This window comes from Bradyrhizobium sp. sGM-13 (genome assembly GCF_018398875.1).
Classification (GTDB): domain Bacteria; phylum Pseudomonadota; class Alphaproteobacteria; order Rhizobiales; family Xanthobacteraceae; genus Bradyrhizobium.
The window spans coordinates 39824-54882 of the sequence record NZ_JAGWDK010000004.1 but is presented as its reverse complement, the minus strand read 5'-3'; the positions used below and the strand labels follow the sequence as shown (position 1 = coordinate 54882).

Below are 15059 nucleotides of genomic sequence, written 5' to 3'. Positions count from 1 at the left end.
TCGCAGCAGCGCTCGCGCGACCCAGCAAATGCGAGAAAACCCTGATTTTCCAAGCCTAACTCGCAATCGGAGCGTGAGATCGGACTCCGCTGCAAATACGCATCCTGACCGGGATGCCGCTGATTTAGCTGATACGGAACCACGCCGGTTTAACCGTTTCGCTAGTCGGGACCGCCCATAATGCTGGCCAGACCCCAATTCATGAGATCCAGGTTCAACACCGTGACATCCTTCGGACGTGTGATTTCCGTGCGCGGCTCCCTCGCCCGGGTCGGACTTCTGGCGACAGGCCAGATGCCTCTTTCCGAAGTGCGCGCCACCGTCGGCCGCTTCATCAGTATTCGCTGTGCGACAACCACCACCATCATCGCCATGATTACCGAGGTGTCGTGCGAGAATCAGCCAAGTTCTGATGAATACATCGCGACCGCATCGGTCGACCTGCTCGGCGAAATTTTCGGCGGCGACCGCCCGAAATTCCAACGCGGCGTCACCAATTATCCGACGATCGGCGACGCCGTCGACCTCGTCACCGCCCAGGACCTTCGCACCGTCTATGCGCCGAGCGGGTCGGACCAGATCAATGTCGGCACCCTGCAGCAGGACCGTTCGGTGATCGCCTATGTCGACGTCGAGGAGATGCTCTCCAAGCACTTCGCGGTCCTCGGCTCCACCGGCGTCGGTAAATCGACCAGCGTGTCGCTCCTGCTCAACGAGATTCTGAAGGCGCGGCCGAACCTGCGGGTTTTCCTGCTCGACGTGCACAACGAATATGGCCGCTGCTTCGGCGATCGCGCGGTCGTAATGAACCCGCGCAATTTGAAACTGCCGTTCTGGCTGTTCAATTTCGAAGAGATCGTCGACGTGCTGTTCGGCGGCCGCCCGGGCGTGCCGGAAGAGCTCGACGTCCTGGCCGAAGTCATTCCGATGGCGAAGGGCATCTATACCCAGTATCAGAACTCCGACCGGCTCGGGCTCAAGCGCATGGATCCCAAGTCGGGCGTCTACACCGTCGATACGCCGGTGCCATATCGCCTCGTCGACCTGATCTCGCTGATCGACGAGCGGATGGGCAAGCTGGAGAACCGCTCCTCGCGCATCATCTATCACAAGCTGATCTCGCGCATCGAGACCGTGCGCAACGATCCGCGCTACGCCTTCATGTTCGACAACGCCAATGTCGGCGGCGACACCATGGCGGAAGTCATCAGCCATCTGTTCCGGCTGCCTGCCAACGGCCGGCCGATGACCATCATGCAGCTCGCCGGCTTCCCCGCCGAAGTCGTGGATTCCGTGGTGTCGGTGCTGTGCCGCATGGCGTTCGATTTCGGCCTGTGGAGCGATGGCGTGTCGCCGCTGCTGTTCGTCTGCGAAGAGGCGCATCGTTACGCCTCGGCCGACCGCAACATCGGCTTCGGACCGACGCGCAAGGCGGTGTCGCGCATCGCCAAGGAGGGGCGCAAATACGGCGTCTATCTCGGCCTCGTCACCCAGCGCCCGGCCGAACTCGACGCCACCATCATTTCCCAGTGCAACACGCTGTTTGCGATGCGCCTTGCCAACGACCGCGACCAGGCGCTCTTGCGCTCGGCGGTCTCGGACGCCGCCGCCAACCTGTTGTCGTTCGTGCCCTCGCTCGGCACCCGCGAAGTCCTGGCCTTCGGCGAAGGCGTGGCGCTGCCGACGCGGCTGCGCTTCAAGGAGGTTCCGGTGCATCAATTGCCGCGCAGCGAAGCCACGATCGCCACCGTGCCGTCGGTTTCCGCCGGCCACGACATGCATTTCGTCTCGGCCGTGCTGGATCGCTGGCGCGGCGCCACCTCGCACCGCGACGTGCCGAACGATCCCTCGATCAACGATCGCCCTGCCGCCCGCGTCATGACGCCGGTCGAAGCGCCGATGCTGCAGCCCTCGATGGGGCTCGATCCCGACCGCTTCTCGCTGCTGAAAAGGCCGCTGCGCTGAGGCATAACAGTTTCGCGCGATTGCTCCGCGCGGGGCGGTGTCCACTTCTCCCGAAACGCTATATGGTTCCGGCAACGCCGCATCCCGCGGCCATCAGCCGGAACCCTTTCATGTCCAAGCCTGCCGCCAAACGATTTCAGCCGCCCGCCATCGACAAGCTGCCGGAGGATATCCGCACGCGAATTCTCGCGGTGCAGGAGAAGTCCGGCTTCGTGCCGAACGTGTTCCTCACGCTGGCCTACCGGCCCGACGAGTTTCGCGCCTTCTTTGCCTATCACGACGCGTTGATGGAGAAGGACAGCGGGCTGACCAAGGCCGAGCGCGAGATGATCGTGGTGGCGACGTCGGCCGCCAATCAGTGCCACTACTGCGTGATTGCCCACGGCGCGATCCTGCGCGTCCGGGCGAAAAACCCCGTGATCGCCGACCAGATCGCGGTCAACTACCGCAAGGCCGACATCACGCCGCGGCAGCGCGCGATGCTCGACTTCGCCATGAAGGTGAGCCGGGCGGCCAATGAAGTCTCCGAGGCCGATTTTGCCGAGGTCGCCGGCCAGGGCTTTTCCGAGGACGACATCTGGGACATCGCGGCCATTTCGGCCTTTTTCGCGCTGTCGAACCGGCTGGCCAACGTCACCGCGATGCGCCCGAACGACGAGTTCTATATGATGGGGCGGCTGCCGAAACAGGACTGAGCCCCGCGTCGTTACGGTTCCATCAGACGTTGCGGAGATGGATGGCTGTCCTGCGGTTTGCAAGATTTCATGTTGGACGCGCTGCCGCCGTGCTAAAAGGGCAGCGGGATTTTTCGTCGGACGAACGCAGTGAAAACCCAGCGGCCCATTATCACGAACGATGAGCACGTCGTGCTCAAGTTCCGGCCGCGTACCTCGGCCCACCCGCCTGGCGGGCGGGAAGAACCTGCCCAGGCCACCAGTCAAGTCAAGGGGCCGCAAACCGCGAACGATCTGTCCCGCTACGAACGGTCGCGCGACGAGGGCGACGACTTCCGTCACCGCATGCTCGCCAACATCGCAGCACTCGCCTTCACCGTGGCCCTGACCGCGATCGGCATCTGGCTTGCGGTAAGCATCGCCGATCTCCGCAAGACCCAGGATTGCGTCCTGATGGGCCGCCGCGACTGCGCAAGGATTTCGGTGGCGCCGCAGGGGTAGGCTCCTGTTTCGATGTTCAAGCGACAAAAGCCGTCATACCCCGCGAAGGCGGGGTATCCAGTACGCCGCGGCTTATCGGTCTAATCACTACTGTCTCTGGAATACTGGGTCACCCGCCTTCGCGGGTGACGACAACTGAATGTGTGAGGGCGTTCTCGCGACACAATGCGCCCGAGCTTTTGCAAATCGTTCGCCCCAAAAGTGAGAGGGCGCAGGGAATGCCGGGTGCTTTGCTGCACCCGCGGTCTCGTGTGCAAATGCACTTAAGAAGTGCGCACACGAGCATACAGGTACAGCCGGAGCAGCCCGGCATTCCCTGCGCGATGGGTTTACGGCTTATGCCGCGCTCTCCCTGGAGACGAATTCCTCTTGCCTCCGTCGCCGACAGATTAGCGATTCATCGAACCCGGTCGGGTTTCGAAAAACCTCCGCCGGCTTGACACCAGCCACGGGTGCCAGGACCACACGATTTTGCCGTACGCAGCTTCCTCTGCCAGGGACTTCGACCGGCCAAGTGCGTGCCAGCCGAAGTCTTGGCGGAGGCGTTTAAGCGCCGTACGTCCTGCGCGCTGGGTTCACTCACGGATAACCGCCCTGCGACCACATCCACGCGCCCGACGCTGCCGCGTCCACCGCAATCCGTCCCAACGTTCGTGACGATGGCCAACGCCCCTCTTCTTCGGGACGGGATGGGCCGAGTTGTACGCGTGATTTGGGTTTGCTGCGAAGCGTTTTATTTTTGCCCGCGCGACTGGACGGGGCAAATCAGTTTGAAACTACTACTGAAATTCGCGCATTCGCGCAGCGCCCTTTGGCCCCGATCGATTGCCCATCCGTCACCAGGGCGAGAATTAGATGCACCGTGGGCGCGATTGCCGTTACGTTAGGTAAACACAAATACAGAAAAAACGAGGGAGGCTATGGTGAGACTTTCAATCGCGACCGCAGGCTTTGTTCTCGCAACGCTCCTTTCGATTCCGGCGCTGGCACAGACGAGGGCTCTGGTGACTGAAGAGATGATGGTCAAGACTTCAGATCCCGGCATCGAGATCTATGTGCGCAACAAGCGGCCGGCGGACATGACGACCTTCCACCCGGAGCAGACCGTGCTTTACGTTCACGGCGCGACCTATCCTTCGGAGACGGCGTTCGATCTCAAGCTGGATGGCCTGTCCTGGATGGAATACATCGCCGCGCGCGGTTACGACGTGTGGCTGCTCGATCTGCGCGGCTACGGCAAGTCGACGCGTCCTCCCGAGATGGCCGACAAGCCCGAGGCCAATCCGCCCATCGTGACCGGCCAGACCGCGGTCAAGGATATCGGCACCGCCGTCGATTTCATCCTGCAGCGGCGCAACATTCCGCGCCTCAACCTACTCGGCTGGTCCTGGGGAACGACGCTGATGGCGACCTACACCACGCAAAACGCTTCGAAGGTCGAGCGTCTCGTTCTCTACGCACCGTCCTGGATCCGGCAAACGCCTTCGCTCGTCCAGGCTGGCTCCGGCAAGCTCGGCGCATACCGCATGGTCAACCGCGATCAGGCGAAGGAGCGCTGGTACACCGGCGTGCCCGAGGACAAGAAGGCCAGCCTCATTCCCGCCGGCTGGTTCGACGCCTGGGCCGACGCGACATTCGCCACCGATCCGGTCGGCGCGGCGATGAATCCGCCGGTCGTTCGCGCCCCGAACGGCGTCGTACAGGACGGGGCCGAATTCTTCGGTGCCGGGAAACCGTACTACGATCCCGCCAAGATCACGGTGCCAACGCTGTTGGTCGGCGCCGAATGGGACCGCGACACGCCGCCCTACATGGCGCAGACGCTGTTTCCGCTTCTGGTGAACTCCCCGGGTAAACGCTACGTGGCGCTGGCGGAGGGCACGCACTCCATCATCATGGAGCGCAACAGGCTAAAACTGTTCGAGGCAGTGCAGGCATTTCTGGATGAGGCGAAGCGATCGTGAGAAGAAAAAGCAAGACGTATGGCGGATTAGCGATAGCGTAATCCGCCGTTTCGGCGGCGACGCGTATTGGGCCGCGTAGGATGGGTGGAGCGAAGCGATACCCATCAATTGCGGCCCCGAGACGCGATGGGTTTCGCTGCGCTCTACCCATCCTACGGGCTGTCTGCTGCAGCAAGTAGCCGCATGAGCGCATGCGACATGCGGGACCGCTGGCCGCGGATTTCGCGGGGCCTGTCATCACCGCGCATTCGCGCGACCCGTTGGCTCCATCCGGGCTACGCTCGCTACGAGGGCGTTTACCGGGTCCGTTCGTTCACGATGAGCGTCGCCGTTCGCAACGCCTGCTCATAGCTCTTCAACTGGGCCTGCGAATACGCCTGCATAGTTCGCAGTTCGTCCGGCGTCTTGTTCTTCAACTGGGCGAAGCTGGGCGATAGCGACATTTCGCTGTCCGCTGCCGACCCCTTCTCGCGAAGCGCGAGCACGCTCTCGATCCGCTGCAATGCGAGTCGGTTGCGCTGCGCTCCCTTCTCTGCATGTACGGCGTAGTGCTGCAGCCTGTCGGTCGACATGTCGCGAGCGCCCTCCTCATCGCCTTCGATCAGGCGAAGCAATTGCTCGTCGACGATGTCGGTGCAGAGGTCGATACATTCGTCGCAGATGAACACGGCAGGTCCCGCGACCAGCTTATTCACCTCGTCCTGGTTCTTGCCGCAGAACGAGCAATAGAGGAGTTTGGCTCGTGATGCCGGATTCCGCAGCCTGCCCGGCCAGCCGGACGGTGGCCGGGCTGCATCGATCTTGGCGGAAAGGATATTCCAGTTGTCGTAGCCGAACGCTTTGGCGATCAACTCCAGGGATTCGCTGTGCGTGGTTTGCACAGCCTTGGCAGTCAAGGCATCGCGCAGGGAACGCGCCATGGCTTTCGCATCGCGGAAATCGCGCATGAGAGCACCCGTATCGGCGAACGGAGGAGATCGGTGCCTGCCTTGCCGACCCGTTCGCCAATAGCGAGGGCCGAAATATCAGATACGTTCACCATCCCAACGGGCGCAGGCGGCCGGTGTATCAACCGGTCGTTATAGTTGGCTCGGCCGCGGTCGTTGTCAACCCAATGATGAACGCGCCTCATCGTCCCTTATCGGCCTGCGCTTTCTCACCTTAACTCCGCCGCCCGCAACGGCGCGCGACTCAGTTCGTTGCCGGCGGCGATTGCTTTTCGCAACAGCCGCATCAACTCGGCGCCCTCCTTTTCAGTGAGACCGCGTAGCATGAGGCGCTGGGCTGCCTCGACGGCCGGCGTGATGGCGCGCAGTGTGCGCTTTCCCGCTTCCGTAATTTGCAATTCGCGGGCGCGACGATCGCGGGGGCTCGCGTGACGCACCAGCAGGCCCTTCTGCACCAGGCGGTCGACCACGCCCGTGATGGTAGTGCGGTCATAGGCGATGAGGCCAGCCAACGTCACCTGATCGATCCCCGGGTTCATCTTGATGGCTGCCAACGCAGCGTACTGAACCGGCGTAAGGTCGAAGCCCGCCGCCTCGACCTCGGCCAGGAACACGGCCACCGCGATCTGCTGGAAGCGGCGCGCCAGATGGCCGGGCATCTCATTGTTGTCTCTCACCAAATTCTCCAAGGTAAACTCAAAGGCAGGCTTGGAGTTGACAAGCATACTGATAATCAGCATGCTGATCAATACGTCCGTGCGCTTTGGTCGCGGAATCTGCCGGGAGTCAAGTGACCGACGCCATAGATGAAGGATAATCCAATCGGTCAAAATCAACTCCGGTCGGCCAAGGACGGGAGGAGCAGGTCTGATGCAGTTTCACCTGAATGGATTCGAGCCAGGCGACCCCGAAATCGCCGACCCAGTCGAGCGGATTTTGCCCTCCGGCACATCCGGACCGGTTCCGGCGGAAGTCGACGTCCTGATCGTCGGCTGCGGGCCGGCCGGCTTGACGCTAGCGGCGCAGCTTTCAGCGTTTGCCGACATCAAGACCTGCATCGTCGAGCAGAAGCCGAGCCGGCTCTTGCGCGGCCAGGCCGACGGCGTCGCCTGCCGCACCATGGAAATGTTTCACGCCTTCGGTTTCGGCGAGCGCGTGCTGAAGGAAGCCTGCTGGATTACGGAAACGACGTTCTGGAAGCCGGACGATCGCAAGCCCGAAAGCATCGTGCGCGGCGGCCGGGTTCAGGACGTCGAGGACGGGCTGTCGGAGATGCCGCACCTCATCCTGAACCAGGCGCGCGTGCATGATTGCTACCTCGATGTCATGCGCAAATCGCCCACAAAGCTCGAGCCCCACTATTCACGTCGATTGCTGGATCTTTCGGTCGCGTCGGCGGCGCGGTTCGAAGACGACGCGGTGACCGTGCGTCTCGAGCGGCTCGATGCCGGGCATGAGGGCGAGATCGAGACCATCAAGGCACGCTACGTCGTCGGCTGCGACGGCGCGCGCAGCACGGTGCGCAAATCGATCGGGCGCGAGCTGCGCGGCGATTCCGCCAACCATGCCTGGGGCGTGATGGACGTCCTTGCCGTGACCGACTTCCCCGACATCCGCTTCAAGGTGCTGATCCAGTCCGCCCGCGACGGCAGCATCATCGTAATCCCGCGCGAAGGCGGCTATCTGGTCCGGCTCTATGTCGAACTCGCCAATCTCGACGCCGGCGAGCGGGTCGCCAGCCGCAACATCACGCCAGACGATCTGATCGCGAAGGCGCGGCGGATCCTCAATCCGCATACGCTCGATGTGAAGGAAATCGCCTGGTGGTCGGTCTACGAGATCGGCCAGCGGCTGACCGATAAGTTCGACGACGTGCCGGCGGAAGAGACCGCAACGCGCCTGCCCTGCGTGTTCATTGCCGGCGATGCCTGCCACACCCACAGCCCGAAAGCGGGCCAGGGCATGAACGTCTCGATGCAGGACGCCTTCAATCTCGGATGGAAGCTCGCCTCCGTTCTGCGAAGGCGCAGCGCGCCGCATCTCTTGCACAGCTATTCGGCGGAACGGCAGGCGGTAGCGAAAGAGTTGATCGACTTCGATCGCGAATGGGCCGCGATCCTTGCGTCCGCCAAGGGTGACAACAAGGGCGCGGATGCGGCGAAAACCCAGGATTATTTCGTCCGGCACGGCCGCTATACCGCGGGAACGGCGACGCACTACCGTCCCTCCGTCATCACCGCCGAACCAAACCATCAGCATCTCGCCAAGGGCTTCGTGATCGGCACGCGCTTTCACTCCGCGCCGGTCGTGCGTCTTTCGGACGCCAAGCCGGTTCATCTCGGCCATGTCACGAAGGCAGACGGACGCTTCCGGCTTTTCGTCTTTGCCGGCGCGGGCGATCCCGCGGCCACCATCTCCCCTGTTCGCTCGCTGTGCGATTTCCTGAGCGAGAATCCAAAATCTCCGGTGAAGAGACACACGCCCGCGGGCGCCGATATCGATTCAGTGATCGATGTCCGCGCCGTGTTCCAGCAGTCGCATACCGAACTCGCTATCGCGACGATGCCCCCGCTCCTCCTCCCGCGCAAAGGACGTTACGGGCTCATCGACTATGAAAAAATGTTCTGCCCCGATCTCAAGGCCGGCCACGATATCTTTTCGATGCGCGGCATCGATCGGGATAACGGCTGCATGGTCGTGGTGCGGCCGGACCAATACGTCGCGCATGTACTTCCGCTCGATGGCCATGCCGAGCTTGCGGCCTATTTCGACGGATTCATGCTGCGGGCCGGTTGAACGTAGCCCGCATGAGCCAACGGGTCGCGCGAATGCGCCCAGCAACGAGCGCAAGCGCGCTCGCGGAGTGATGACAGGCTCCGCGAGATGCGGGATGGACCAACCCGGACGTCGCTTCGCTCATCCGGGCTACGCTTGCTCACCCGGAACCAAAACCGGCTTTCCTGCCCATAAATCGGTCGGCGATCCCCTCGCCCCCCTCCATTGAACTCAGCGCCCTGCTCCGATATACGGGCACTCGACTCCGGCCGAGGGAATGGGCCTTCCGGGGCCGTGCACCCGCCTCCTCCAAGCCGTTCCGGATTTTCTCCAGTATATCAAAGGCTTAATGATGTCTTCCACATTCGATCAGATCGCCAACATTATCGCGGAGACCTGCGACATCCCGCGCGACACGATCAAGCCGGAGAGCCACGCCATCGACGATTTGGGCATCGACAGCCTGGACTTCCTCGACATCGCCTTTGCCATCGACAAGGCGTTCGGGATCAAGATGCCGCTCGAAAAATGGACCCAGGAGGTCAACGACGGCAAGGCCACGACCGAGCAGTATTTCGTGCTGCAAAATCTCGCCGATCGCATCGACGAGCTGGTCGCCGCCAAGAATGCAGCCCCGGGCGCCTAATCGCCCGCCATGGACCTTGATTACTTTAAGCTCATCGACCGCGTCGTCGACCTGAACCTCGACGAGAAGAGGATCACGGTCGAGGCGCAGGTGCCGGCCGCGCACACCATCTTCGAGGGACACTTTCCGGGCTTTCCGACCATGCCCGGCGTGCTCTTGACCGAAGCGATGGCGCAGAGCTCCGGCTGGCTGCTGCTTGGACTCCTGAAATTCGAGCGCATGCCGTTCCTCGCCATTGTGAAGGAAGCCAAGATGCGCGGGTTCGTCAGCCCCGGCTCATTGCTGACGATCGAGGCGAAGCTCGAGCACGAAGGTTCCGGCTTTGCCGTCACCAAGGCGAAGGGCCGCGTCGGCAAGGAATTGAAGTGCAGCGCCGAAATCACCTTCGGCCTCACGCCCTTCCCCGACCCCACCATGCGCGTGCATATGGACGCGATGGCCAACAAGATCGGCTTCCCACTGCAGGCAATCACGAATGACTGAGCCAAAATCCGCGGGCGCCAAGGAAGTCTGGATCACCGGCATCGGCATCGTCTCCTCGCTCGGCGAGGGGCTGGACGCGCATTGGGATGCGCTGAACGCCGGCAAGATCAACATCGACGACAAGCGGTTCGCGCCCTACATCGTGCATCCGCTGGCACCTGTTACCTTCGACGCGCAGATCCCGAAAAAGGGCGACCAGCGCCAGATGGAAGCCTGGCAGCGCATCGGCACCTATGCTGCGGGGCTGGCGCTGGATTCAGCCGGCGTCAAAGGCAACAAGGAAATCCTTGGACGGATGGACATGATCGTGGCCGCCGGCGGCGGCGAGCGCGACATTGCGGTCGATGCGTCAATCCTGAGTGCCGACGCCAAGGGCAATTCGAGCCCCGGCTTTCTCAACGAACGGCTGATGAACGATCTGCGGCCGACGCTGTTCCTGGCGCAGCTCTCTAACCTGCTCGCCGGCAACATCGCCATCGTGCACGGCGTCTGCGGCACGTCGCGCACCTTCATGGGTGAGGAAGCCGCCAGCATCGACGCGGCGCGGATTGCGCTGGCACGGATCGAAGCCGGCCAAAGCGACATCGCGCTGGTCGGCGCCGCCCATAATGGCGAACGGTCCGATCTTTTGGTGCTCTATGAATTCGGCGACTTCAACCTGACCGAAAAATTTTCGCCGGTGTGGCAACGCGAGGAGAGAGGCGGGTTCGCGCTCGGCTCCGCCGGCTGCTTTCTGGTGCTGGAAGCGCGCGAGCACGCCGAAGCCCGCGGCGCCAAGCCTCACGCCAAACTGACCAAGGTCGTTGCTGACCTTGCGCAGCGCAAGCAGCCACGCGCGGTGACCAAATCGCTGGAGGCGCTGTGGCCGAAGCTCGGCGTCGGCGACAGCGGCGCCCTGATCACGGGCGCAACCGGCGTCGAGCCGGTGACGTCGGACGAGAAGGCCTTTTTGCGCCAGCATCCCGGCTTTGCGGTGCGCGCCACCGGCACGATGTTCGGTCACACGCTGGAGACGCAGTTTCCGCTGGGGCTGGCGCTTGCCGCACTCTCGATCTCCCGTGGCGCGCTGTTCCCGCCCAACGACCCGACCGGCCTCGAGGTTGAAAAGGCAGGCAGCCCGGACCAGATTATCGTGGTGGGGACCGGTCACTGGCAGGGCGAAGGCATGGCCCTGGTCGAGGCCATCAAGTAGAGCGTCGCCGAAAGACCGCTTTCGGCACCGCCAGAGCAAGCAATGAGCGCGAGCGCGCTTTCAGTTACGGCGCAACATCGGGGGAACCATGTCAGCACCACGCGATAAACTCGGCAGGCCGATCGTCGTCGTCACCGGCATGGGCGTGGTGACGTCGCTCGGCGCCGGCAAGCAGGACAATTGGGCAAAGCTGACCGCAGGTGAATCCGGCATCCGCACCGTGACGCGCTTTCCGATCGACGGCCTGAAAACGACCATGGCCGGCACCGTGGATTTCGTCACCGTCGATCCGTTCTCGTCGACCGGCCTCAGCGAACGTCTCGCCGAGATGGCGACCGGGGAAGCGCTCGAACAGGCGGCGATCGGCGCCAAGGCCGACTTTCCCGGACCGCTGTTTCTGGCAGTTGCGCCGGTCGAGGTCGAATGGCCGCAACGGCTCGAACTCGGACGCGCGGTCGGCAAGACCGAATTCGGCTACGAGGATATGCTGCGCGTCAGCGGCGGCGGCCGGTTCACAGCCTACCATCGCCGCTTCATGTTCGGCTCGATAGCGAGTCACCTGGCCGAAACGTTCGGCACCAAGGGATCGCCGATCTCGCTCTCCACTGCCTGCGCCTCCGGTGCCACCGCGATCCAGCTCGGCGTCGAGGCGATCCGCCGCGGCGAAGCCGATGCGGCGCTGTGCGTCGGCACCGACGGCTCGGTGAACCCGGAAGCGATGGTGCGATTCTCGCTGTTGTCGGCGCTGTCGACGCAGAACGATCCGCCGCAGGCCGCCTCAAGGCCGTTTTCCAAGAACCGCGACGGTTTTGTGATGGCGGAAGGCGCCGGCGCGATGGTGCTGGAGAGCTACGAGTCCGCAATCGCGCGCGGCGCCAAAATTCTCGGCGTGGTGGCCGGCTGCGGCGAGCTGACCGACTCGTTCCATCGCACCCGCTCCAGCCCGGACGGCAAGCCGATCATCGGCTGCATGCGCAAGACACTGGCCGATGCGGGCCTCGAGCCGGAGCAGATCGACCATATCAACGCACACGGCACCGCGACGCCGGAGAACGACAAGATGGAGTACAACACGACCGCGGTCGTGTTCGGCGATCATCTGCCGAAGATTCCGGTGTCCTCGAACAAGTCGATGGTCGGGCACACGATTTCCGCGGCCGGCGCGGTGGAAGCCGTGTTCTCGCTGCTGACGCTGGAGCATCAGCGAATTCCGCCGACCATCAATTATGAGATTCCGGACCCGGCCATCCTATTCGACGTGGTGGGCAACAAGGCGCGCGACGCCAAGGTCACCGCCGTGATGTCGAACTCGTTCGGTTTCGGCGGGCAAAACGCCTCGCTGATCCTGACGCGCGAACCGGTGTAGCGAGCTGGCTATTTCTTAAATGAAACGCCTGCTCCTACGCACCAAGGCGCGCCTGCGCGACGCCGCCAAGCCGGTGGCGGAAACAGCCGTCGGCGCGCTGACGATCGCGCTGTTGCGCACCACGCGCTATTTCGATCCGGACAAGACCGCCGATTTCTTCGGCCGCGTCACCCGCTTCATCGGCCGCAGGCTGCGCGAGGACCGCATCGGGCGCGAGAATCTCAAGGCCGCCTTCCCCGAGAAATCGGCCGAAGAGATCGAAACCATTTTGGCCGGCGTCTGGGACAATCTCGGCCGCATCGGCGCCGAGTTCGCCCATCTCGATCACATCTGGGATTACGACCTCGATCATCCGGAGAAGCCGAGCCGTATCGAGTTCCCCCCGCGGACCAAGGAAATCTTCGATTCGTTGCGCGACGACGGGAGGCCTGCGATCATCTTCGCGAGCCATCTCGGCAATTGGGAAATCCCGGCGCTCGGCGCCGTCGCGCACGGGCTCGATTGCGCCATCCTGTTCCGCCGGCCGAACATCGAGGCCGCCGACCGCGCCATCGAAAAAATCCGCGCCGTCAAGATGGGCACGCTGGTGCCGGCCGGCCGCGAGGCGCCGCTCAAGCTGGCGGAGGCCCTGCAGCGGGGCCAGCATGTCGCGATGCTGGTCGATCAGTACCTGGGCAACGGCGTCGAGGTGACGTTCTTCGGCCGCAAAACCAAGGCCAACCCGACGCTGGCGCGGCTGCTGCGGCAGGTCGAATGCCCCGTGCACGGCGTGCGCATCATCCGCCTGCCCAACCACCGTTTCCGCGCCGAGCTGTCCGAAGAAGTCAAGCCGGTGCGTGACGCCTCCGGGCAAATCGACATCCAGGGCACGATGCAGGCGGTGACATCCGTGGTCGAAGGCTGGGTGCGGGAATATCCGGACCAGTGGCTGTGGCTGCACAGACGGTGGCGCTAGGTCCGCAACCGTCTCTCCCCGTCATTGCGAGCCAACGGGTCGCGCGAATGCGCGCCCGATGACAGGCTCCGCGAAGCAATCCATCTCTCGACTAGCTGAGGCATGGATTGCTTCGTCGCTTCGCTTCTCGCAATGACGAGGAGCAACGCTCCCTCGCTTCCCGGTTGGGGCCTATCCGCCGAACAGGCCGAGGCTCCAGGCCTTCATCGCGACCGTCGATGCCAGGACGACAATGATCTGCAGCAGCGTGCGCGTTGAGAAGAAGGTGAGGATGTTGGTCATGTGATGCTCCCGGAAGGGAGCTATAGATTCTGGCTCGGGTTTCGGCAACAGGTGTTTGTTTGGGGCGCGCAGTCCGGATGAGCATTCGTAGGGTGGGCAAAGCGAAGCGTGCCCACCATTCCTGACGGTGATCTCGGATAGATGGTGGGCACGGCGCTTGCGCGCCTTTGCCCACCCTACAATCTTCGTCGCTTCGCTCCTCGCAATGACGGTGGATAGACGCGCCGGCGCCGTCGTCATCTCCCCGTCTTCACCCTGGTCCACAGCCGGTTGATCACCCGCTGCGTCGCGGGGTCGCGCGCCTTGATGACGAACAGCTTTTTCTGCGTCGCCTCGTCCGGATAGATATTCCTGTCGTTCAAAATCTTCGGATCGATCAGCTTCTGGCTCGCGAGATTGCCGTTGGCGTAAGACAGGAAGTCCGAATTCTTCGCCGCGACCTCCGGGCGGTAGAGATAGTTGATCAGCTCGTAGGCTTCCGCAACGTTCTTGGCATCCGCAGGAATCGCGAGATTGTCGAAGAACATCTGCGCGCCCTCTTTCGGGATGGTGTAGCCGATCTCGACGCCGTTTTTTGCTTCCGCCGCGCGGCTGCGCGCCTGCATCACGTCGCCCGACCAGCCCACCACGAAGCAGATCTCGCCCGACGCCAGCGCGCCCAGATATTCGGAAGAGTGAAACTTGCGGACGTTGGGCCTGACCTTGCTGACGAGATCGGCGGCCTTTTCCAGATCGGCCTGCTTGGTGGAGTTCGGATCGATGCCGAGATAACTCAGCGCCGCCGGCAGAATGTCGTCGGCGGAATCAAGCATATGGATGCCGCAGTCTTTGAATTTTGCGAGGTTCTCCGGCTTGAAGACGATATCCCAACTGTCGATCTTGGCGTCGGGCCCGAGAATCTTCGCGGCCGTCTTCACGTTGTAGCCGATCCCCGTGGTGCCCCACATGTAGTTGGCGGCGTAGTCGTTGCCGGGATCGTAGGTCGCAAGCTGGCTGGTCACCACCGGCCAGGCATTGGCGAGGTTGGGCAGCTTCGACTTGTCGAGCTTGAGGAAGACTTTCGCGGTGATCTGGCGCTGCAGGAAATAGCCGGTCGGCACCACGACGTCGTAGCCGGACTTTCCGGCCAGGAGGCGCGTCTCCAGCGTCTCGTTGGCGTCGAACGTGTCGTAGACCACCTTGATGCCGGTTTGCTTGGTGAAATCCTCCAGCACCCCCGGCGCCATGTAGTTCGACCAATTGTAGAAGTTCACGGTGCGCTCCTGCGCCCAAGCGGGTGAGAGCGACAGCGCGACCGTCATCACACCGA

General features: G+C 63.0%; 12 protein-coding genes and 2 pseudogenes. 10 read left to right on the top strand and 4 right to left on the bottom strand.

What is annotated here, in order from left to right; translation table 11 throughout:
- Positions 1–201 precede the first annotated feature (201 nt).
- The 4 genes from KJQ96_RS06790 (at position 202) to KJQ96_RS06775 (ending at position 5104) form a co-directional block, all read left to right on the top strand.
- Positions 202–1965, top strand: coding sequence for an ATP-binding protein (locus KJQ96_RS06790; RefSeq protein WP_213285916.1), 1764 nt, complete (start codon positions 202–204; stop codon positions 1963–1965).
- A 110-nt stretch (positions 1966–2075) separates the two neighbouring features.
- On the top strand, positions 2076–2660 hold the full coding sequence (locus KJQ96_RS06785) for a peroxidase-related enzyme (RefSeq protein WP_213285915.1): 585 nt from the start codon (positions 2076–2078) through the stop codon (positions 2658–2660).
- 129 nt (positions 2661–2789) lie between these two features.
- Positions 2790–3140, top strand: coding sequence for a hypothetical protein (locus KJQ96_RS06780; RefSeq protein WP_213285914.1), 351 nt, complete (start codon positions 2790–2792; stop codon positions 3138–3140).
- Positions 3141–4063: 923 nt separating this feature from the next.
- Positions 4064–5104 carry an alpha/beta fold hydrolase gene (locus KJQ96_RS06775; RefSeq protein WP_309142378.1) on the top strand — a complete coding sequence of 347 codons (1041 nt, stop codon included), beginning with the start codon at positions 4064–4066 and terminating at the stop codon, positions 5102–5104.
- Between the two features lie 614 nt (positions 5105–5718).
- Here the strand turns inward: KJQ96_RS06775 and KJQ96_RS41960 are convergent.
- The 3 genes and pseudogenes from KJQ96_RS41960 to KJQ96_RS06765 all read right to left on the bottom strand — a co-directional run.
- Positions 5719–5865, bottom strand: a pseudogene (locus KJQ96_RS41960) (ClpX C4-type zinc finger protein); the annotation flags it as partial.
- 33 nt (positions 5866–5898) lie between these two features.
- Positions 5899–6051: pseudogene (locus KJQ96_RS41955) on the bottom strand (glyoxalase superfamily protein); the annotation flags it as partial.
- 209 nt (positions 6052–6260) lie between these two features.
- On the bottom strand, positions 6261–6728 hold the full coding sequence (locus KJQ96_RS06765; protein WP_213286224.1) for a MarR family winged helix-turn-helix transcriptional regulator: 468 nt from the start codon (positions 6726–6728) through the stop codon (positions 6261–6263).
- Positions 6729–6921: 193 nt separating this feature from the next.
- Between KJQ96_RS06765 and KJQ96_RS06760 the strand changes: the two genes are divergently transcribed.
- The 6 genes from KJQ96_RS06760 (at position 6922) to KJQ96_RS06735 (ending at position 13468) form a co-directional block, all read left to right on the top strand.
- Positions 6922–8847, top strand: a complete 1926-nt coding sequence (locus KJQ96_RS06760) for an FAD-binding monooxygenase (protein WP_213285912.1) — start codon at positions 6922–6924, stop codon at positions 8845–8847.
- A gap of 331 nt (positions 8848–9178) precedes the next feature.
- Positions 9179–9472: an acyl carrier protein gene (locus tag KJQ96_RS06755; RefSeq protein WP_028346689.1), complete on the top strand. Its 294-nt coding sequence runs from the start codon at positions 9179–9181 to the stop codon at positions 9470–9472.
- Positions 9473–9481: 9 nt separating this feature from the next.
- A complete protein-coding gene (locus KJQ96_RS06750; protein WP_213285911.1) occupies positions 9482–9955 on the top strand; it encodes a 3-hydroxyacyl-ACP dehydratase FabZ family protein in 474 nt (157 codons plus the stop codon).
- Positions 9948–11147, top strand: a complete 1200-nt coding sequence (locus KJQ96_RS06745; RefSeq protein ID WP_213285910.1) for a beta-ketoacyl-ACP synthase — start codon at positions 9948–9950, stop codon at positions 11145–11147. Before KJQ96_RS06750 ends, KJQ96_RS06745 begins: the two co-directional genes overlap by 8 nt.
- An 88-nt stretch (positions 11148–11235) precedes the next feature.
- Positions 11236–12513, top strand: coding sequence for a beta-ketoacyl-ACP synthase (locus KJQ96_RS06740; RefSeq protein WP_213285909.1), 1278 nt, complete (start codon positions 11236–11238; stop codon positions 12511–12513).
- Positions 12514–12532: 19 nt separating this feature from the next.
- Entirely contained in the window at positions 12533–13468 is a 936-nt protein-coding gene (locus KJQ96_RS06735; RefSeq protein ID WP_213285908.1) for a lipid A biosynthesis lauroyl acyltransferase, read from the top strand.
- Positions 13469–13986: 518 nt separating this feature from the next.
- Here the strand turns inward: KJQ96_RS06735 and KJQ96_RS06730 are convergent.
- Positions 13987–15051: a polyamine ABC transporter substrate-binding protein gene (locus KJQ96_RS06730; RefSeq protein WP_249733852.1), complete on the bottom strand. Its 1065-nt coding sequence runs from the start codon at positions 15049–15051 to the stop codon at positions 13987–13989.
- Between the last annotated feature and the right edge of the window lie 8 nt (positions 15052–15059).

Coding starts and splice junctions, on each gene's coding strand:
- KJQ96_RS06790 (WP_213285916.1), top strand. CDS start 202: ATGAGATCCAGGTTCAACACCGTGACATCCTTCGGACGTGTGATTTCC.
- KJQ96_RS06785 (WP_213285915.1), top strand. CDS start 2,076: ATGTCCAAGCCTGCCGCCAAACGATTTCAGCCGCCCGCCATCGACAAG.
- KJQ96_RS06760 (WP_213285912.1), top strand. CDS start 6,922: ATGCAGTTTCACCTGAATGGATTCGAGCCAGGCGACCCCGAAATCGCC.
- KJQ96_RS06755 (WP_028346689.1), top strand. CDS start 9,179: ATGTCTTCCACATTCGATCAGATCGCCAACATTATCGCGGAGACCTGC.
- KJQ96_RS06750 (WP_213285911.1), top strand. CDS start 9,482: ATGGACCTTGATTACTTTAAGCTCATCGACCGCGTCGTCGACCTGAAC.
- KJQ96_RS06745 (WP_213285910.1), top strand. CDS start 9,948: ATGACTGAGCCAAAATCCGCGGGCGCCAAGGAAGTCTGGATCACCGGC.
- KJQ96_RS06740 (WP_213285909.1), top strand. CDS start 11,236: ATGTCAGCACCACGCGATAAACTCGGCAGGCCGATCGTCGTCGTCACC.
- KJQ96_RS06735 (WP_213285908.1), top strand. CDS start 12,533: ATGAAACGCCTGCTCCTACGCACCAAGGCGCGCCTGCGCGACGCCGCC.
- KJQ96_RS06730 (WP_249733852.1), bottom strand. CDS start 15,051: ATGACGGTCGCGCTGTCGCTCTCACCCGCTTGGGCGCAGGAGCGCACC.